Origin of the sequence: Streptomyces abikoensis (genome assembly GCF_014648775.1) — a bacterium.
Lineage (GTDB): Bacteria > Actinomycetota > Actinomycetes > Streptomycetales > Streptomycetaceae > Streptomyces > Streptomyces abikoensis.
In genome coordinates this window covers 18837-37831 of the sequence record NZ_BMRT01000013.1, presented here as the reverse complement: position 1 = coordinate 37831, position 18995 = coordinate 18837, and the positions used below count along the sequence as shown (strand labels likewise).

14 protein-coding genes and 2 pseudogenes are annotated in these 18995 nt (G+C 66.1%); 12 read left to right on the top strand and 4 right to left on the bottom strand.

Translation table 11 applies throughout. The annotated features are described in order from the left end of the window. Positions 1-138: 138 nt before the first annotated feature. Positions 139-891: an NUDIX domain-containing protein gene (locus IE096_RS29090; protein ID WP_229820685.1), complete on the bottom strand. Its 753-nt coding sequence runs from the start codon at positions 889-891 to the stop codon at positions 139-141. A 102-nt stretch (positions 892-993) separates the two neighbouring features. On the opposite strand from IE096_RS29090, the gene IE096_RS29085 reads away from it, so the two are divergent. From IE096_RS29085 to IE096_RS31920, 4 genes and pseudogenes are all read left to right on the top strand, one after another. Further along, on the top strand, positions 994-1821 hold the full coding sequence (locus tag IE096_RS29085) for an SDR family oxidoreductase (protein ID WP_189456764.1): 828 nt from the start codon (positions 994-996) through the stop codon (positions 1819-1821). A 170-nt stretch (positions 1822-1991) separates the two neighbouring features. Next, positions 1992-2576: a restriction endonuclease gene (locus tag IE096_RS29080; protein ID WP_189456762.1), complete on the top strand. Its 585-nt coding sequence runs from the start codon at positions 1992-1994 to the stop codon at positions 2574-2576. Positions 2577-2907: 331 nt separating this feature from the next. Next, positions 2908-4188, top strand: a pseudogene (locus IE096_RS32030) (DNA/RNA helicase domain-containing protein); the annotation flags it as partial. A 100-nt stretch (positions 4189-4288) separates the two neighbouring features. After that, complete coding sequence (locus IE096_RS31920; protein WP_268248368.1) at positions 4289-4777, top strand: DNA/RNA helicase domain-containing protein; 489 nt, start codon at positions 4289-4291, stop codon at positions 4775-4777. A 117-nt stretch (positions 4778-4894) separates the two neighbouring features. Here the strand turns inward: IE096_RS31920 and IE096_RS29070 are convergent. Then, a pseudogene (locus IE096_RS29070) lies at positions 4895-5657 on the bottom strand (transposase family protein). A 560-nt stretch (positions 5658-6217) separates the two neighbouring features. Here IE096_RS29070 and IE096_RS29065 point away from each other — a divergent pair. After that, complete coding sequence (locus IE096_RS29065) at positions 6218-6523, top strand: hypothetical protein (protein ID WP_189456760.1); 306 nt, start codon at positions 6218-6220, stop codon at positions 6521-6523. Between the two features lie 30 nt (positions 6524-6553). Here IE096_RS29065 and IE096_RS29060 read toward each other — a convergent pair whose 3' ends face one another. Beyond that, a complete protein-coding gene (locus IE096_RS29060) occupies positions 6554-7027 on the bottom strand; it encodes a hypothetical protein (RefSeq protein ID WP_189456757.1) in 474 nt (157 codons plus the stop codon). Positions 7028-8364: 1337 nt separating this feature from the next. On the opposite strand from IE096_RS29060, the gene IE096_RS31670 reads away from it, so the two are divergent. After that, positions 8365-8724, top strand: coding sequence for a cytochrome P450 (locus IE096_RS31670; protein WP_308430395.1), 360 nt, complete (start codon positions 8365-8367; stop codon positions 8722-8724). Between the two features lie 205 nt (positions 8725-8929). Here IE096_RS31670 and IE096_RS29050 read toward each other — a convergent pair whose 3' ends face one another. Next, complete coding sequence (locus tag IE096_RS29050) at positions 8930-12811, bottom strand: P-loop NTPase family protein (RefSeq protein ID WP_189456755.1); 3882 nt, start codon at positions 12809-12811, stop codon at positions 8930-8932. Between the two features lie 139 nt (positions 12812-12950). Here IE096_RS29050 and IE096_RS29045 point away from each other — a divergent pair, with 139 nt between their 5' ends. From IE096_RS29045 to IE096_RS29020, 6 genes are all read left to right on the top strand, one after another. Then, the gene (locus tag IE096_RS29045; RefSeq protein WP_189456753.1) at positions 12951-13130 is read left to right on the top strand and encodes a hypothetical protein; all 180 of its coding nucleotides are present in this window, start codon (positions 12951-12953) and stop codon (positions 13128-13130) included. Positions 13131-13542: 412 nt separating this feature from the next. Continuing rightward, positions 13543-15150, top strand: coding sequence for a type I-E CRISPR-associated protein Cse1/CasA (locus tag IE096_RS29040; protein WP_229820684.1), 1608 nt, complete (start codon positions 13543-13545; stop codon positions 15148-15150). Then, complete coding sequence (gene casB, locus IE096_RS29035) at positions 15147-15788, top strand: type I-E CRISPR-associated protein Cse2/CasB (protein WP_189456751.1); 642 nt, start codon at positions 15147-15149, stop codon at positions 15786-15788. Before IE096_RS29040 ends, casB begins: the two co-directional genes overlap by 4 nt. Beyond that, positions 15785-17125, top strand: coding sequence for a type I-E CRISPR-associated protein Cas7/Cse4/CasC (locus tag IE096_RS29030; protein ID WP_229820683.1), 1341 nt, complete (start codon positions 15785-15787; stop codon positions 17123-17125). Before casB ends, IE096_RS29030 begins: the two co-directional genes overlap by 4 nt. Then, the gene (gene cas5e / locus IE096_RS29025; protein WP_189456747.1) at positions 17122-17967 is read left to right on the top strand and encodes a type I-E CRISPR-associated protein Cas5/CasD; all 846 of its coding nucleotides are present in this window, start codon (positions 17122-17124) and stop codon (positions 17965-17967) included. Before IE096_RS29030 ends, cas5e begins: the two co-directional genes overlap by 4 nt. Continuing rightward, positions 17964-18686 carry a type I-E CRISPR-associated protein Cas6/Cse3/CasE gene (locus tag IE096_RS29020; protein ID WP_229820682.1) on the top strand — a complete coding sequence of 241 codons (723 nt, stop codon included), beginning with the start codon at positions 17964-17966 and terminating at the stop codon, positions 18684-18686. Before cas5e ends, IE096_RS29020 begins: the two co-directional genes overlap by 4 nt. Positions 18687-18995: the final 309 nt, after the last annotated feature.

The window sequence follows — 18995 nt, the reverse complement described above, 5'->3', positions numbered from 1 at the left end:
TCTTCCCGTCAAGCAGGTAATCCCCAAAGCCGAGGTAATCCGCAAGCGCAGTGACCGCACCCCACATCAAAGCCCGCGGCCTGCGCTGGATGGCGGTGCCCGACCAACGCGGCCCCGACATCCCCACCCGCACCTGAATCAGACACCACGCCGCAGTGCAGCCTCGGCATACCGACGGACGACTGGCTCCACATGGCCCGCATGCGGCCCCGCCAAACCGGCCAGCTCATGCGGGGAACGCACGAACACGACCTCAGCGAGTTCCGGTTCACGGCCCGCCGAACGCTCCGCCGCTACCACCGCAGCGAACCTGCCCCTCAACTCAGCCTCCGGCAGAACCGGAGCGAGGTAGGTCAGACCGACGCTGAGGCTCCCCCTTCGAGTGGCCGCCCACAGCCGCAGCTCGTCCGGCTCGACCTCCACCCCGACCTCCTCGACCAGTTCCCGCGCCGCCTGCCCGCTCAGGGCCTCCTCATCCAGCGCCCCTCCGACCCCGGGCGGCTCCACCGAGCCGCCCGGCAGCTGCCACCGGCCAGGCGCAGCCGTCGCGGCCGACATCCTCGCTACGACGACCCTGCCGTCATCCGTCGGCTGGATCACGTTCACGAACAACGACGGCAACGCCCCACCGCCAGGAACCCGGCGCAAGGCATAGTGGCGGTACGTCACCGCGGCCCAGCGCACGAACAAAGTGTCCGGCTCCTCCCACCGGTGTTCCGCACACCCCACCACCGGCCCATCGAAAAGCGCCGGATTGGCGGCGACCGCCATCGCCCACGTCTGGTCCCGCGCCGCCTCAAGCTCCGCGGACAGCACGGGAGCTTCACCTTCGACCAGACGAAGGCACTGAACATCGAAAAGCTCCATGCCCGAAGGCAACGTCCCGGTCACCCAGCCCATCGTAGGGGGAGACGTCCATCAGCCCGGATGGCCCGGGCGAAACAGCCCGAAACCCTGCCGCTACCCAGCGGAACCGGTCTACCGTTTCGCCCCATGACGACTTTGATCGTTGGCGGCAGCGGCTTCCTGGGCACCGAGCTGATCCGGCAGGCCACAGCGGCTGGGCACCCTACCGCCGCGACATACGCGACCAAGCCCAGTGAAGCCTCCCAAGCCGTGTGGTACCTCCTCGACCTACGGGATGCCGGACGACTGGACGCTGTCATGGCCGAGGTGCGCCCGCACTTCGTCGTGAACGCTTCGAGCGGCGGGGCGGACTGGGCGGTCACGGCAGAGGGCCCCGTCCGGCTCGCGACGGCCGCGGTAAAGCACGGAAGCCGCCTGGTCCACGTATCCAGCGACGCCGTCTTTTCCGGCGCCCGCGTTCACTACGACGAGACCTGTTTCCCTGACCCCGTCACCCCCTACGGAGCGGCGAAGGCAGCGGCGGAGACCGGCATCCTCGCCGTGCACCCGGAGGCCGTCGTCGCCCGCACTTCGCTGATCATCGGATACGGGCTCTCCAAACACGAACGCGCCGTGCGCGAACTCATCGCCGGAACTCGCGATGGCGCCCTGTTCACCGACGACATCCGCTGCCCGGTGCACGTCACCGACCTGGCCACCGCCCTTCTGGAGCTGGCATCGCTCGACGCGGTCGGCATCCATCACCTCGCAGGGGCCGACACCCTGAGCCGCCACGAACTGGGCGTTCTCATCGCCAAGCGAGACGGCCTCGACGTCTCCCGGCTGCCCACGGGCCTACGAGCCCACAGCACACTGCCCGGCGCCCTCGACGTACGCCTCGATTGCCAGGCGACCCAGCGAAAGCTGAGCACCACGCTGCGCGGTGCTCGGCAGTTCTGCACAACACCGGCTTGACCACACAGGCGCGCGCCCGGCGAGCCCACAGGACAGCGACGCGTACCGACTCCGGTGCACAACCCCGGCAGACAGCCTCCTCTACCTGGCGAGCCTCGCGTAGAACGGTGAACTGCTGGGGAGCAAAAAGACGGTGAAGGAAAGCCGGACACCGGGAAGGGGAGCCCGCCATGGGCATGGTGCTGCTAGTGGTGATCGTCTCGGCTGCTGTGGCAGCGGGGGCCGCCGTCGTCGCGGGCCTGGTGAGGGCCGGGCGACGTGAGTCCGAGGCGGAGCAGGCGCGCCTGCCCGAACAGGCCCGCCTCGACGCGCGCCGGTCGATGGACGCCATCTGGAAGATGGACGGCCGGGCGTTCGAGGAGTTCATAGCGCAGCTGTGCCGCCGCGACGGTTGCACGGACGTCAAGCGGGTGGGCGGCGTCGGCGACCTGGGTGCAGACGTGACCGGCCGCCTACCCGACGGCAGGCGCCTGGTCGTCCAGTGCAAGCGCTACGCCCCGCACCGGTCGGTGGGCAGCCGGGACATCCAGACGTTCAACGGCACGGCCCGGCTGGAACACGGCGCCGACGTACCGCTGTTCGTCGCGTCGTGCGTGTTCACCAGGCAGGCCCGCGCCTTCGCCGCCAAGCAGAAGCTGACGCTCATCGACGTGGACCTGCTCGGCTTCTGGAACAACGGCACGACGCTGACGTCTTTCCTGGACCTGGACATCGGCCGGTCCGGCAACCATCGCAAGCTCGGACCGGCCAGGTAACCCCGCCCCCGGGCTACCGGCCGCCCCACATCGGACTCGGCGCAAGTGCTTGAGAATCGCTGAGAGGGTCGGCAAAGAGCAGGTCGCCCAGTCTGCTCCCCACACACGCGGGGATGCTCCCGCCAAGCTGTCCTCAACCAGCTCACCAACGCATGCACCCCGCGCACGCAAGGATGGTCCTTGCTCCCACTACCCGTTCCACAGTGAAGAGGGCAAGCGCTTGCTGCGGTGATCCGTTGATGACGACCCAGCAGCGCCAGAAGCCTCCAGCACTCCACCTCGACACCCCCGCGTAGAGCAGCTACCAGCCGACACTGGTATAGGTCAGATCATGTATGTCTATGAGGGCACCGTTACCGATCTGGCCACGGCATTAGCGGAGTCGTCATTCTCCGCAGCAGCCGCGCAGCGCTTTACCCAAGTCTTCGGAACCCTCCCCAGCCCACAGGAAATACGCAGCTGGCGGCGCAGCTGGCCTCGCCTGGCGGACGCACTTTCCACGGCGGGACTGGGCCGCCTCCACATCCTGCTCGAGTACGCACTGCCTGCCACCGGGGAACGCGTCGACGCACTCCTCGTCGGCCAGGACACCGGCGGGAACCTGTGCACGGTCGTCATCGAGCTGAAGCAGTGGACTCATGCCCAGCTCAGCACCACCCGACCCGGCATGGTGCGTGCTGGCGAACGCGTGGTCCAGCACCCCGCCCGTCAAGTCGGCGGATACGCGCACTACCTGCGCCAGTGGGTCAGCCATGACGACCTCCCCCTCACCGTGCGCGGGGTGGCGATGCTCCACGACGCACCCGATGACTTGATCATCCAACTCCGCGAACAGGCCGGCCGGGGGCCAGCACGCGACTACCCGGTGCTGGGACGAGACGATCTCACTCCCACCCCCTCGGCTTACGCGCTGGCTCAACGACTGGGCTGCGCCGACCTATGCCCCGCCCCCTGGGCTGACGTGGAACGCCTCCTTCGAGCCAGGCACCGCCCGTCACCAGCGCTGCTCGCGCGGGCCGGTGAGGTGATCGAGGGGCGCACTGCGTTCGCACTCATCGGAGACCAAGACCTGGCCCGGCAGGAAGTCCTGCACGCTGTTGATGCCGCACGCAAACGTGGACAGAAGAGCATCGTCGTCGTGACAGGCGGGCCAGGCACTGGGAAGTCCGTGATCGCCTGCCGGCTACTGGGCGACCTGTGCAAGGAGCAGGACAGCAACCCGCGGCTGCTGTCCCCCTCCGGAACACTCACCCGACAACTGCGCCGGACCGTGGGAGACGACTTCCGTGGCTTGATCAGCACACTCCTCAATAACGTCCCCGCCGGCATCACGAATACCAGCGTGGTCCTTCTCGACGAAGCCCACCGCACCCGCACCTCCCCCGACCAAAAATGGAGGAAATTCCCCCTCATCCTCGGGAAACTCATCAACCAGGCCGCTGTAACCGTGCTCTTTCTCGATGAACGACAAATCGTGCGCCCCAACGAAGGCATCACCCTCGAGGAGCTGGAACACCACGCGCAGCGCAGCGGGTACTCATTCGCCCACATCGACCTCACCACCCAGTTCCGCTGCAGCGGCTCCCGCGCCTACCAACAATGGGTCGACCGCCTCTTCCAGCCCGAAGGCCCCGCTCAGGCATGGACAGGAAGCGACTACGACCTGGGCGTGGCGGGTCACCACCCACACCCACAGCGGCCTCACCGCCCGAATAACGGCCGGCTTCTGCTGGCCCTGGAACTCCCCTCCCACTCCGCCCCTGCTACCGGAAGTCGAGATCACCTGGCCAGACCTGGATGGCCCTCGTACCTGGGCACGCCCGTGGAACTCACGCGCAGATGAGCCCAGGTTCGAACACCCCGATGTCCCTGCCCGTCCCTTTTGGGCCACCGACACCGGCGGCCATGACCAAGTCGGCTGCATCTACACAGCCCAAGGTATGGAGTACGCCTACAACGCGGTGGTGATAGGCGGAGACCTCATCCGGCGCGGCAAGCAGTGGATAGCCCGCCCTGAGGCGAGCTACGACTCCCAGCTACGTCATCTGCCCCCCGACCGCTATCTGCGGTATGCGTTGAACACTTACCGCGTACTCGCCACCAGAGGCACCCTGGGTACACGCTTGTATTCAACAGACCCCGGGACACAAACATTTCTCCAGACGCTTACCCGCCAACCTAACGGGCAGATGGGGCCTTGAACGCTGGCTGGCGAGGGAAACCTGCACACTTGGCAGCACTTCGCCACAGGGACGGGCACAAGGACCCCGCGATGAGCACCAGAGCACTCAGGCGTTCGCGGGCTCACAGAACCTCTTTCATCCTGAATAGCTGCAGGTGAGGAGGGTGTGGATGGCCTGGATGACCCGACTGATGCGGTTGGTTGAACAGCGTGCTCGGCGGAGGATGCGCCAGGACTTCAGCAGGGCGAAGGCGCGTTCGCCCGGGGCTCGCAGGCGGGCGTGGTCACGGTTGAACTGCTGGCAGTGCTCGGACTGTTTGCGGTGGTCATAGTACGGAGTGCGGACAGTGGCGCCGGCGCCCTGGTAGGCGCGGTCGGCCAGGACGAGGATTTCCCTGGTCAGGCAGGTCTGGAGGATGCCGTGGGCGCGGGCTGCGGTCAGGTCGTGGGTGCGGTCGGGCAGTGCGCGGGAGAACCACGGCGGTGTGCCGTCCGGTGCCGCGACGACCTGCACGTCATTCCGTGCCGCCTGTGCTTCTGCGAGTAGTACGGCTCGTCCGCGGCGACCCGGTCGGTGGGGATCAGGGTGCCGTCAACGATGACGAGGTCGCCTTCACCCAGTCCGGTCAGGGCCTCCCGCAGGCCCGGGGCCCACCCAGGAGCTCGAGGGTCTCGTCGACGTACCGCCAGGCCGTCGCCTCCGACACCCCGAAACCAGCTCCGACCTGCGAGAACGTTTCATTGTTCCGTAGATGTGCCAGTACCAGGAGAGCCTGCTTGAAACAACCCAGCTTCCGCCAGGGTGACTTCAGCTCCTGCCGACGGGCATGGATCAGCCACGCAACATGCTCAACGAGCTCGTACGGCACGTCGAGCGTAGAACAATACGGAACCGACAGAGCCCCTTGGCAGCGGTGTCGAGTGAGATCAACACCCCAACGACAAGGGGCTCTGCCATGTCACCACTCACTACCCCTGATCAGGCCTTTCACCCTTCAAGAGCCGGGATGAAAGAGGCTCACAGAGGGGTATCCGTTTCCTCAGCGACTTACTCGGCCCTTTCCATCCACTATTCTCCGCAGCGCAGGACGATGTGGGCTGCGGCGATGGCAGGCCCGATGCCTCGCTCTGTGGAAGATAGCCAGGTCTCCAGGCGGGCGAAGGCATCAGCCGGGATCAACCCCCGCCGTGTTCGAATGTGCGGTTCAGTAGGCATGTCTCCCCCGTACGCCAGGCTGGCGTGCCACGATGATGCTCGGAGGGAGGAGCTGACGGCGTTTCCTGGCATGAGTCGGGGATGGTCCGATCAACCAGGTGCCAAGGACCTCGGTCGCTCGTGCTCCCCCTGTGTGAGGGCCCGAGGTGCCGAAGTTGGCGAACCAGCCGTCCGGCCTGGTCCGTGAACTTCGGTGACCGATTCCCGTGGCTGCGGGGTGGCCTTATGTGGGGTAATTGGCCTATGGGTTACTTCATGTACGACGTCATGGGCGCGACAGTTGAAAGTCCTGATATGGAGACCATGCGCCGGGTTCTGGAGGGTCTTGTGGGGGCGGATGGCGAGCATGCTGATGTGTCGCTGTCGCATGAGAGCGGGTGGTGCCTCAGTGTGTTTGCCGACGGCTTGGTGGTCTGGGAGAACACTGAGGACGGTGCGGTGGTCCCTGGCGAGATGCGCGGGGTCGGTCGCGAGGAGGTCCTGGAATTGTTCGGCCTCCTCGCGGCTGGCGACATCGCTGCGGTTCAGACTTTCCCATGGAGCGGGTGATTGCCGAGGCTGGATGACCTCGGCCTGGGGCTATCGGAGCGGTCCCTGTTCGTCGACGTGGAAGGCCGGGGTCCCCAGGAACACGTCGTGGTCCACTGGCCCGTAGGCGATGTTGAAGGTGTCCAGCCAGTAGGTCCAGTCCTGCATGCCGGTCAGGCTGCTGAAGCGGTAGTTCAGCTGCCATCGGACCCACTGGCCCGGTGCCAGGCACACGGCAGGTGGCCGCCGTGGCCGGGGCGGCAGGGCGAACAGCGGCTGCACCCGCGGGAAGACCCGCAACCGGCCGTTTGCCTCACGCAGCTGCACATCGACATCGCCGAGCATCGCCTGTCCGTCATACGGCGTGAAACCGTCCCGCTCGTGCATCCTGACCGTGTGCGCGAAAGGCACCGGGTGATACGGCAGGACGAATCCGACCGGGGCGGCATTCCGTCGCGCGGCGGCGTTACCCCCGCGTGACTGCTTCGTCCAGGAGGTCCGCACCCACTGCACCGTAATACCCATGACGTCCCACGTCCCGTCTGTCACGACTGCACCACAGGAGAGCCTGCTCGCCCACACACGCGACGTCAAAAATTTAATGGTTCTGGCCTTCACTTCCGGGCTCGTAGGACCTCCGAATCTGAGAAGCCGCCACGGCGTCCTGCTCCGGAGACATTCCGCGATGGCTTCAGCGCAGATCTGCCCAGTACACCCCCCCAATCGAGCGGGCAGAACCGTGCGCCTCTCGTTCCCCCAGCCGATGGATCACCAAGGCATGCGGCAGCCAATCGGCCCTATGCCCCAGCACGACCCCCGGCGCTCACACCCGCACGCGAACAAATCGAAGCCAGACGACTCGCCGCCGACCAGGTCGAGACATGGCGGAAGCCACCCAGGCCGAGGCCACACTGCGCGCGATGGATGAGCAGCGGGACCCAGCAGCCTGCGGCACCCGCCCCGGCAACCGGCGACATGATTCGTATGCGACTGGCTGACCCACGCGGCCAACGGATTGACCACCAACGGAGGCTCACCCACATGACCACCACAAACTGCCTGTTCGGTGACACCCTCATGACCCACCCCCACCGCGTCTACGCCGATCTCCGTGAGACGGGCCCGGTTCACCGCGTGACCACGCCTGGGGGCACCCCAGTCTGGCTCGTCACCCGCTATCAGGACGTGCGCGCGGCACTGACCGACCCACGGCTGTCCCTCGACAAGTCCAACGCCGCCACCGACGACAGCCACCAGCCCTCCATGCCATCGGAACTGGATGCCCACCTGCTCAACATGGACCCACCCGACCACACCCGCCTTCGCCGGCTGGCCTCCAAGGCATTCACGCCACGCCGCATCGAGCGCTTGCGAGACCACATCCAGGCACACACCGACGCGCTCCTGGACAACCTCGACGGCCCACCGGTCGACCTGATGAAGACCTTCGCCAATCCGCTGCCCATGGCCGTCATCTGCGAACTGCTCGGCATCCCCACCGACGCCCAGAGTGACTTCAGAACCTGGACCAACGCCCTGACGGCACCAGAAGCAGACGCCGCGGTGACCTCACAAGAAGCGATGAAGCAGATGTATCACTTCCTCGCCACCATCATCGAAACCAAGAGGACGAAACCCAGCGACGACTTCCTCTCCGCAATGATCGAAGCCCGCGACGCACACGACCGGCTCACCGAACCGGAACTGATCGCCATGGCCTTCCTCACCCTGTACGCCGGCTACGACAACGCCGTGAACCTCATCGGAACCACAACCCTCGCCCTGCTCACACACCCTGAACAGATGACAGCAGTCCGCAACGGCCGGATACCGCTCCACGCAGCGCTCGAAGAGGCCATGCGCTGGAACGCCCTATTCCCACTGGCCGCACGCCGCTTCGCGCTCGAAGAACTCACCATCGCCGGAGCCCGCATCCCGCCGGCGCCCGTGTATGGCTATCCCTCACCTCAGCGAACCGCGACAGGCAGCAATTCACGAACCCGAACATCTTCGACAGCACACGCACACCCGCACACCTCGCCTACGGCCACGGCATCCACTACTGCCTCGGCGCGCCCCTCGCACGACTCGAAGGTGAAATCGCCCTGACCAGCCTGCTGCGCCGATTCCCAAACCTGACCCTGGCCGTACCCGCCGACGAGCTGTCGTGGATACGGTCGTTCCACAAGCGCGGCCTGCAGTCGCTGCCTGTCTCCTGGTGATCGCCGCTATCCCGACTGCGGGCTGTAAAGGGAAGGGAGAGGCCACCGTATGCGTCGTGTTTACTGTGGGCGCTGGACCAGCGGGCGCGGCCCGCTGACGCTGTGAAGGACTCCAAGTGGTTGATCAGCGGCCTTGTGCGATGCAGGTGAGGCGAGTTGCTGACCTAGGGCGACGTCGGCGCTTCTCAAAGCTGCGGAGACGTCGTCATACGCCAGGACAGGTTGAAAGAGGTGCAGTAGCGGTACCTTTGATCCGGAGGTGGACCCCGACGATGTCTTGGACCTGCACGATAGCTTCGGGTGCGATCCGAGACAGGATCGCGAGGGCATGGTGCCAGCCCGCACCTGTCGTCAGTGCCTGCCGAGTGAACCTGACGGCAGCCTCTCTGTCAGCCAGGGCAGGAGTGGAGACGGTTAGCGCGAGGGCACGGATGGTATGAGCGAACGGGTCAGCATCTGCAGGGTCCCCGATAGGAGGGACCCGGACCGGCAGCTGAACCAGGTACGCCCCCACAGCGGCGAAAGCCGCCGCACGGCTCTCCGGTGCCGATAGCTCGTCGGCCGCTTTCCACGCCTCGCAGACGTCATTGCACACCGCGTGAACCACCGCAAGCCCCGCTCCCGGAAAGCGTTCCGCCCGTCGCGCTCGGCTCTCCTGGTTCAGCCAGCCTATCTGACGGGTCGCAGATCCCCCCGCCTTGATCTCCAGGAGAGCATGCGCAAGGACGGTCTCTGCCTTCCATGCTTGCGGTGGTTCGCTGATGTATGCGAGCGCTTCACGGATTGCTTGGTCGAGCTGGGCCTTGTACGGCTCTTTCAACGCATCTGCCGCGGGTAGGAGCCCGACGAGGTCGGCCAACAACCCTTCCAGACCTCGAGGCCGGTGCTTGCCGGCGAGCAGGCCCTGCCGTTCCTCGTCGATAAGCCGGGCCGCGAGAACTGGGTCGTGAACGGCGAGTTCCGAGGCCACCGCGATACGAGCCCTCCGGGAGGCCCGCCGCCATGCTGCTTTCCCAGCACGCTGCACGGGCTCGGCCTGCTCAATGAGCTCTAGAGCAGCGCTGCCTTCTCCTGCGCCGGCCAGAGCTTGGGCAGCGATGGCCCAGGCGCCGGCAGCGTCGCCTTCCACGGGGTCCAAAACAGCCCGGGCAGCTCTGGCCGCTTCATGGGCCTGCTCCCGCGCGCTCGCAATTCGCCCCGAGTCTGCATGCGCCAGCGCTACGGCGGCAAAGGCCCTAGCCAGATCATGTGAGTCGTGCAGCTCGGCAATCAGTGCTTCGGCATCTGAAGCCCGGGCGCCCCGTACAAGTGCACCAAGTAAGGCAGGGAGCCAGACGATCGCAGACCGACCATCCGGATGGCTCTCTGGCAGCAGTGCCAGCGCTTCGCCCAGGTGACGCTTGGCTGCATCGTGTTTGCCTAATTCTGCCAGATGAAACGCCTCATGAGCCTGCTTCTCAGCCTCGGTCTGGTTATCGTCACCGAAGCCGCTGTCACCGCCAGGTTCACGTTTCTCACCCCTGGCAATCACCGAACGGGCAGAGGCGGTCACGTCGTGACCGTAGAAGCCTGTTCGCAGCTGTTCGGGCATGCTGTCCAGCAGTCGCTGCCTTTCCTCCATCGGGACCCCGGTATCGGCAAGTGCCTGCATGAGCCCTGCAAGCGCCGCCTGTAAGCCGAAGTGCAGGTGAGAGTGATCCGTCACCGACAGTGAGGCACTGTCCTGAAGCTGAGACTCGATGTACTGCTTGGCCAATGCCGCCAGGGCTGCAGCCTCCTCCTGGCGGGCATCGACCAGGGCTGAAGCCGCCGTTGTCAGCACGCCGACGCTCGTCAGTGCCGGCAACTCGGCCCACACAACCTGGCTGTAGCTGACGATGCGGTCGTGGAGCCGATCTGCACGCTCAGGGAAGGCAGCTGCCAAGATCGCCCAGATCTGGATCGGGACAGCTCTGTCTTCCGGGAAGGCGCTGTCGCACGCCAAGTGCTCGGCTTCCTCCTCCATCTCGTCGAGGAGTTGCGCCGCGACGGCCGGGAGGTAGGCAAACAGAAGGGTGGCAGCATCCACCCACGCTTCGTATCGCGCTGTACTCAGCCCTCGTGTTGAGCGAAGGAGCTTGATTCCGTCGCTTTCCTGCCGTGTCGCGATGAGAGCGACTGCTGCCTGTGCGGCGATCGCCTCCGTATCTTCGTGACCTCCGACGAAGAACATGGTCCGACGACGGGCTTTATGTGCCCAGTCAGCAGCTTCCTGAGCGATCTGCTGGGCCTGCTCATGGCTTGTGTCCGCCAGTACGCGAGCCACCTGGGCCAGGGAAGCCGCCTTGGCGGAAGGATCAGCGGATGCGAGCGCCAGGGCTCGGGCCCGTTGAGCGTGGCCGAGACGGGCGACTGCGCGGGGGATGGAATATGGCAGGGGGCGGGCATGGCGGAGGAGTAACTCCCGGGCCGCGGCGGCGCCGGCCAGCACGGCGAGGCTTTGGGGAGTGTGACCCGGCTGCATGGTCACGGTCAGATCGAGATCCGCGAGTGCGACGTCCACCCCGGAACGTTCCACGGTGCGAAGCTGGCGCAGCGGGTCGAGGACGAGTGACGCCAATCGCTGAGCATCCGCACTCTCGTGAACCAGGCGGGTATAGCCGGTGAGAAGGTAGGTTGGGGTCTCTTCGGGCCAGTTTTGGGCCTGGTAGCCGGCCGCCCAGGTATGCAGGCGGGCCTTGTAATCCGCGAGCTCCGCGTTGCCGAGGGCGTCCGATGCATCCAGGCGTAGCTCGTCATGCGCGAGTACATACGTCTGCCGGGTGAGTTCGTCCTTCGGAGCCAGAGCGAGGTGGTCGGTGTCGTCAGGTTGCATGCTGCGGCCAACGACGCTGCCGAGGACTTTATCGATTCTGTCCGGCCGTACCTTGACCAGCTCGGCCAGGTCCTTGCCGCTGAGGGCACCCTGGGCCACTGTCAGGAGGCCGAGGAGGGGGGAGCCCACGTCTGGGTCGTCCAGCAGGGCGCGCAGTTCCTGCCGGGCCGTCTCTCGGATGACTTGAGCAGCGGGTGAGGCGGTGAGGTGGTGGACGATCGCGGAGTCTCGTAGGGGATGGTCGACGAGAACGTCCTCCGGCGTGGAAGGGTTCGGTCGCCTTGAGACGATGATGCGCATCCCGGGGGGAGGGACTTTTGGCAGGAGAGCGGCGATACTCCGTCGTCCCAGACCCGCGTCTGCATCCTCGTCCAGTCCGTCGACGAGCAGGACGAAGGCCCTGTGACGCTTCGCGCTGGCATGCGCGGCCTGCTCGTAGAGGCGGTGCAAGGTTGCCCGCATCTCCCACTCGTCGAGAGTGTCGGGGTGTCCCTTCACAATCGCCGGCTTCTTCCCGGCCACGGCGGCGAGGTACCTCGTCATTGAGTGGAAGAACACTTTCCGGGTGGCAGTGCCGAGTCGTCCGGCAATGAAGTAGTGGACGAGATCAACTCCGACTGGCAGGCATCGGTCGGCGAACCAGGCCAATAGGGCTGTCTTTCCTGCCCAGGCATCCGCCTGCCACAACATGTAGTCGGGGCCACGCCCAGCCGGACTCGTTACTGAAGCCTCGAGCTGGGCCAGCTCCTCCCTCCGGCCGACGAACTCCCGTGGGACAACCGCCTTCAGCGTTGCGAGATCGCCAAAGAGGCGACCGGGCGAAGACGCACGGATACGGGGCCCATGGCCACCCTGCCCGCTCCTCCGCTTTCCCTGCGCGGCTTCAAGCCGAGCGCGCCACGCCGCATTAGGAACCCTCCGATAGGAGTCAGAACGCCGACAGGCGTGCTCCTCCAGGTGCGGAATGAGGACCTTGAGCACGTAGTCGGTGTACTTCACATGGGGCACGGTGTCCTTCATCCAGGAGGTGAAGGTCGAGAACGGCACCTCCCCATACCCCTTCTCCCGGCCACGCTCAAGGAGCTCGCTATGGAGCCTCCTGTACGAGAGCTTGGGCGTGCCCCCGCCAGCGGCCAGGTACAGCTCCAGCAGGTCTTTCGTGAAGCCCGGCGGTTCCTCCTTCCCCGCCCCGCCGCTCTCGGCGCCATCCGGTACAGACTTCGCCGGACACATCTTTTTCCCCCTTCTGACCTGCGGGAATGCGCTTAATCTGGATCTTCGAACGTCGCGGGACAGTCCCCGGACACGGGATACCTGGGGGACCGGGCCGGCGGGTAAGAGCGCCAGGCCACGTACCCAAGGGGGATCTGAAATGTCCGTTCTGCTGTCCGTGCTTCACGACGCGACCACCTTGACCGCTGCTACCGGGCTCGCTTACGCCACCGCCATCTTCGCCGTGGCCGCGTCCTCGGTGATCTCCCGCAGCCCGGAGCGCCGCCGCGATGCCAGGGCGACGCTGACGATCCTCGTGCGGCGCCGCGGCCAGCGCTAACTGTCGCGCCAGCCTCGCTGGGTGATGAGACCGAGCCCGTCCATCACCCGGCGCTCTGGCGCCGGCGTGCGAAGAGCGGCTAACCTCGGCGCCTGCGTGGCTCCGCTCCTGCGGGGATGGACCTGTTTGTGAGCAGAGCACGACCTTCTCCCCGCGTGCGCGGGGATGCAGAAACCGGCTGCGCGTCTGACTCCGCCTTCTGCAATCGACAGAATCAGGCGCATGCAGGCCCTCAGTGTCCGTCCCGTGGCCAAGCGGGTCCCGCGCTGCCAGCGTGGCAGTCTCTCTCAACTCCACCTCGTAAAAGATGAGTTGAAGTTCTCAGAATGCACCATGACGCCCTCGTTCGCATGCTACGGTCCAGCCTTATTCCAGCAGGGAACGTTTGTGAGCAGAGAGCGAACGATGCATCTTGGCTGAATCCCGTACCCCGCCCACAGGTGCCACACGCCCTCGATGGGACCCCCGATGGGAAGCATGCGCCGAGGCACTGACACTGACTGGCGCCCGGGTCGAGCGCAGCCTCATCGGCCTACTGGAGGACGCCGACCAGCTGCTGTCCGTGGAAGGAGCGACCCCTGGTGAGCAGGTCGCTCTCCTCGAATACCTGCTGGCCATCTGCTACGCATCGGGAACGTATCCGGCCACCGCCAGGGAGTGGCCGGCCTGGGTCGACACACAAGACACGTTTCGTAACGCTGCCAAGTGGCTGGCCAAGGACGAAGGGATCTGGGACCTCTTCCATCCCACTGAGCCACTTGGCCAGAACGTACTCCTCGCTCCCTTCCTTGACCAACACGGGGCAGGACCCGCACAGGTGGTCATTGAGCACGTCGGCGACTACAACCAGTTCTTCGACCACCATCACCTCGACCATCCACAGCCATTACCCGCTGCCAAGGCATTCCGAGCGATGCTCACACAGCACGTGTACGGGCCCGCCGGCCGAGCCCGGATCTCGGGGAAGGCGACACTCGGCCCCACCATCACCAACCTCGCCATCGGCCGCCTCACCAGCCGGATCCGCGTCATCGCGCTCGGCCCCACCCTCGGCGAGACGCTGCGCCTGAACCTGGCCCCCCTCTCCGGACCGCGAGGCGAGTTCAACCGCTCCTGGACCAACGGGAAGGAACGGAGAGGCTTCAAGGTGAAGCCTGACGGCCGCGCCGTGAGCGGCCCCGCAGACCTGCACAGCTCCCTCGGCCGCTCGATACTCCTTCGCCCCGGCCCCGACGGGACCACCATCGACCGAGTGCTGATGGGCGCGGGCGAACTGCTCGCCTTGGAGGAACACCACCTACAGGACGCCGTCTACGCCGAGAAGACCGACGGGACCAAGAAGCCGCTATGGGCATCAGCCTCCCGTGCCGTCTGGCGTGACGCCCACGCCCTCTACGCCGCCGTGGCCAAAGCACGCGATGCCACCACGATGAATGCAGGCGAGAACCTCTACGAGAGGCTCGCACTCTTCCCCCCAGTAGATGTCGCGCCAGAGCCCGGTCAGAGCCCCGCCCGACACATCAACTTGTGGGCAGTCGGACTCGTCGCCAAACAAACCACGGCCATTACCTGGGTCTCCGGCGTCTTCCCCTTCGCGCCAGGGCTGGAAGCCAGGCTGTACCACGCCTCGCTGCGCGGGTCGGAGATCGCCGAGTATGTGGCCACAAGCCTGAGCAAGGCCGCCTACGCAGCCTGGACCATCACGTATCCGAACCCGAAGCCAGCGGACAAGAACCAGCAGATAGCACGCTTCGACGTGCGGTGGAAGCACTGGGAGGCGACAGAGGAGCAGTTCGACCTCCTTCTGGACGACATCACCGCAGGTGAGGTCGTCCAAGAGTGCCTCCTTGCCTATGCCTCAGTCGTATCCACCACGGCCCGGAAGTTCCTTGCTGAGTCCCTTGACTCACTGCCGAGGAACTCCCGCGGTGCCCAGGCACGGGCCGCAGCCCTACGGCGCTACGACGACGAGCTGGCGCACGCCAAGGCCCCGGCCGAACTCCGAGGGGGGAAAGCATGAGCACCGAGCCCGTCTCCAAGGCCAGATCCCTGCCCGATCCCGGACGCAAACAGGAAGACCCGGACCGCCCCTCCTCGTACACTCCGGAAGGCGAGCCCGGCGAGCACCTCACCTCCTGGCTTGTGAGCCTCGTACGAAACCGGGAATACGGGCAACTGGCCGACCTACGCCGACCGCACCTGACGACCACCGCCCACATCAGAGCCGGCTGGTTCAGCCCAACGCGGGACCAGCGCGAGATCTACGAGCAGGTGGCGTTCCTCTTCGGGGTTTACCACCAGGGCCGTCCCACTCCCTCGTACGGCTTCGGCACCCTGGGCGAGGCCGCCCGCCGGATCGGCAGCAGTGCCGGTCGCGGTCCCGACGACCCCGGAGCCGCCCGGCTCATCGACCGGATCGTTGCCAGCCGCCGGATCCCCTGGCGCCACCTCCAGCACGCGGTCGCACGCCTCCGCGCCTGCGACCAAAGGCCTCCATCGTGGGCCCAGCTCGCCGAGGACCTCAGCCGCTGGAACGACCGCAAGGCCCGCATCGCCTACGAATGGGCCGTCGACTTCCACACACCCCCGCCCCGAGCCGGACGCGCCGGGAACGGCGAGGCGACCGCCGACACAACCACGAAGGGCACCAACACGTGACCACCACCGCGACTTTCACCGGCAGCCCGTTCCTCTCCCTGCATCTGCTGGAGACCCTCATCGCCGTGCTGCCCGTGCGCGACGAAAACGGCGCGCCCAAGTCGATCGTCTACGGCGGAGCCGAGCGTCACATGATCACGAGCCAAGCGCGACGCCGTGCCGAGCGGGTCCACGCCCGGGACCGTGCCAACGCCGGGGTCGGTGCCTTGGCCGGGCGGAGCACCGGCATCCGTACACGCGAATGGGCGCTGATCACTGCCCGTGAGCTGGCCTCTCAGCACGGCTGGGACAAGGACGAGGCGGTACGGACGGCCCGCGCGGTCATCGAGGCAACCGGTCTGAAATTCGGCGATCCGGCGAAGAAGACCGTCGCCAACCTGACCAAGGTGCTCCTGTTCGCACCGGCCGACGCCGGCTCCCGTATCGCCGCGCACATCGCCGACCACAGCGAGGAACTCCGGACCTGGACCGTCGAGTACTCGGCAGCTCAAGCTTCCTCTGCAAAGCCCAAGAAGGGTACGCGGAAGGCTGCCGCCGACACGGACGCCGAGTCAGCGGAAGCCCCGGAGTCCTCTGCCGCGGCCAAGGACTTGCCTGCACTCCCGCCGGGGACCCGCGCCGCGGTCCTCACTGCGCTTGCCCCTCGGGATGCCATTGACATCGCCCTCTACGGACGGTTTCTCGCGGAGATCGCCGATTCCCCCAACGTCGACGGCGCGGTTCAAAGCAGTCATGCCTTCACAGTCCACGAGGCCGAACAAGTAGATGACTTCTACGCCGCCGCTGATGACGCCAAGCTCGACCGGAAGAAGCATGCTTTGGACTTCCTGGACGCGGCCGATGATGCTGGTGCCGGCATGACTGGTTACCAGTCCCTGATCTCCGGTACCTTCTACCGGCACGCCGTGCTGGACCGTATCAAGCTGCGAAAGAACCTCCGTGCGGCGGGGATGTCGGAGGAAGAGGCAGAAGAAGCCTCGGTCGCTGCCGAAGCCGAGTTCGTCAACTCCTTTGTAGACGCCTTCCCTGAGGCGAAGAAGAACTCCACCGCCTCCACCGGATCGTTGCCCGCCCTGGTCCTCGCCTTTGAAGGAGACCGCCCCTACAACTACGCCGGAGCTTTCCAGCAGCCGATCGACGAGAAGGGCGAGGATGGACCTGCCGGTCCGGCCGCGGTCAGGCGGCTGCTTGCACACCATGCCTTCGTCAGCGAACGCCGGCCCGACATCAAAACCGGTCGCGTTCTCACCTACGACCCGCAGATCGACAATCTGCTCGGAGAGCTGAAGGCCCTCGGCGCGAAGCCCGTGACGAAGATCAAGGAGCTGACTGCGTGACGCATGTCCTGCTCCTACGGCTCGCCGCTCCCCTGCAGTCCTGGGGGGCGGTGTCCCGCTTCTCGCGCCGCGACACCCACAGCCGCCCCACGAAGTCGGCGGTGATCGGGCTGTGTGCCGCCGCTCTTGGCCGTGACCGCACCGCACCGATTGATGACCTCGCTGAGCTCCACTTCGGCGTCCGTGCTGACCACCCGGGCACTCCTGTACGCGACTACCACACCGTCGGAGCCGGCAAGTACCCGCTTCGCCCGCGCGACATCATCACCGACCACCGGCGGGCCGCTGCCGTCTCGGCAAGCCTGGACGCAGCCACCGAGAACAGCTTTGGCCACCATGAGCTGGCCAGGTGGTACGGGTCTCCCAAGAAGATCGCCGCTGACCCCGTGTCCGGCACACTCGTCTCCGGCGAGCTTTCCCGCACGGCACTAATCACCGAACGCTGGTATCTGGCTGATGCCGCATTTGTGGTCGGACTCCAGCACGAGAACCAGGGACGGCTGGAAGAGATCGCCCACGCCTTGGAACACCCGAAGCGCTTGCTGTGGCTGGGACGAAAGTCCTGCCCACCCTCCGGCACGCTGGCCGCCGGCATCCTGCCCGGCGTCCTCGCGGAGGTCTTCACCGCAAAGCAGCTGCTGCCCGGGCCGGAGAGCCCGGAGCCTGGCCGCCCCCCCTGGGCTTGGATCCAGAGCCCCGCTGGAGCCGTGGGAGCCAGCCCCATCAGCGACCAGCCGGTCAGCTTTGATCCAGAACGCAGGGGCCACACCACGCGCTGGGAGAGCCGTACACGTATCACCATCGCCCCGACCGCTACCGGATGGGACCACATCATCCCGTGAAGAGCACACGCGCCAAGGCGGCCCGCTTCGTCGCCACCCACTCCATCCTGAGCCTGGACGCCCGACACCCGTATGTAGCCAAGTCCTTGGTAGATGCCCATGAGATGCATCGCACGGTCATGAGCGGGTTCCTCGGCTGGGTCGAGGACGGCGCCCCCACCGCCCGTGCCCAGATGGGCGTCCTGTCGACGTGGTCGGTGGACCTCAAGGAGGCGGTTCTCGTACTGGTCGTGCAGTCGCGGGTACCGGGCGACTGGAGCCGTATCCCCCGGAAAGCCCTGACCGACAAGCCACACATCATCACCGTGGACCGCACCATCAGGGCCGGAGACGTTCTCGGCTTCCGTACGGTCATTAATCCCATCCACAGCAAGCCGACAGGCGGACCGGGCCTGGAGAGGACCCGCGGCGCACGAGTCGCCCACACCAAGCCCGACCACGTCAAGAATTGGTTTCTACGGCGCCTTCAAGCCGAAGGCGAACCTGCGACAGGCGAGGACGGCGTGGTTCGGATCGGAGCCACTGCCGACCCGGCGAACCTTGCGGTCCGCATGTTGCCCACGGTCTCCAGCCCTGCTCCGCACAAGGGTCTGCGCATTGCCCGCGCGGAGATCAGAGGAAGGCTGACCGTCACCGACCCAGAGACCTTCACACAGATCCTTTCCAACGGCCTCGGCCATGCCCGTGCCTACAGCTGTGGTCTAGTCCTGACGCGTTGAAGGGCCAGGTCGGATGTCGTTGACTTAGCCACGAGAGCGGCTCCGTCTCTGGCGAAGACGACGCGCGGTCCAGCTGACAGAGGCTCAGAGTGGCCCCAGGCCACCTTGAGGTTGGCGCCATGGGCGTCGCGTGTGATTTCCCTCAGGATCGTGACGGAAGATGCCTGTGCATTCTCGGGGTCCGTGTTGTCGGTCAAGGTGTCGAGGTGGCCACCATGACTTGCGCTCCCTGCGCACGCGGGGATGCTCCTCAGCCCCGGGGAATCCCGATGCCCGTAACGGGGTGGTCTGCGGATGGGGCCCGCCTGG

Bases quoted from the DNA above. Each gene is read 5' to 3' on its own strand.
- IE096_RS29085 (WP_189456764.1), top strand. From the start codon at position 994: ATGACGACTTTGATCGTTGGCGGCAGCGGCTTCCTGGGCACCGAGCTG.
- IE096_RS29080 (WP_189456762.1), top strand. From the start codon at position 1,992: ATGGGCATGGTGCTGCTAGTGGTGATCGTCTCGGCTGCTGTGGCAGCG.
- IE096_RS29065 (WP_189456760.1), top strand. From the start codon at position 6,218: ATGGGTTACTTCATGTACGACGTCATGGGCGCGACAGTTGAAAGTCCT.
- IE096_RS29060 (WP_189456757.1), bottom strand. From the start codon at position 7,027: ATGGGTATTACGGTGCAGTGGGTGCGGACCTCCTGGACGAAGCAGTCA.
- IE096_RS29050 (WP_189456755.1), bottom strand. From the start codon at position 12,811: ATGTGTCCGGCGAAGTCTGTACCGGATGGCGCCGAGAGCGGCGGGGCG.
- IE096_RS29045 (WP_189456753.1), top strand. From the start codon at position 12,951: ATGTCCGTTCTGCTGTCCGTGCTTCACGACGCGACCACCTTGACCGCT.
- casB (WP_189456751.1), top strand. From the start codon at position 15,147: ATGAGCACCGAGCCCGTCTCCAAGGCCAGATCCCTGCCCGATCCCGGA.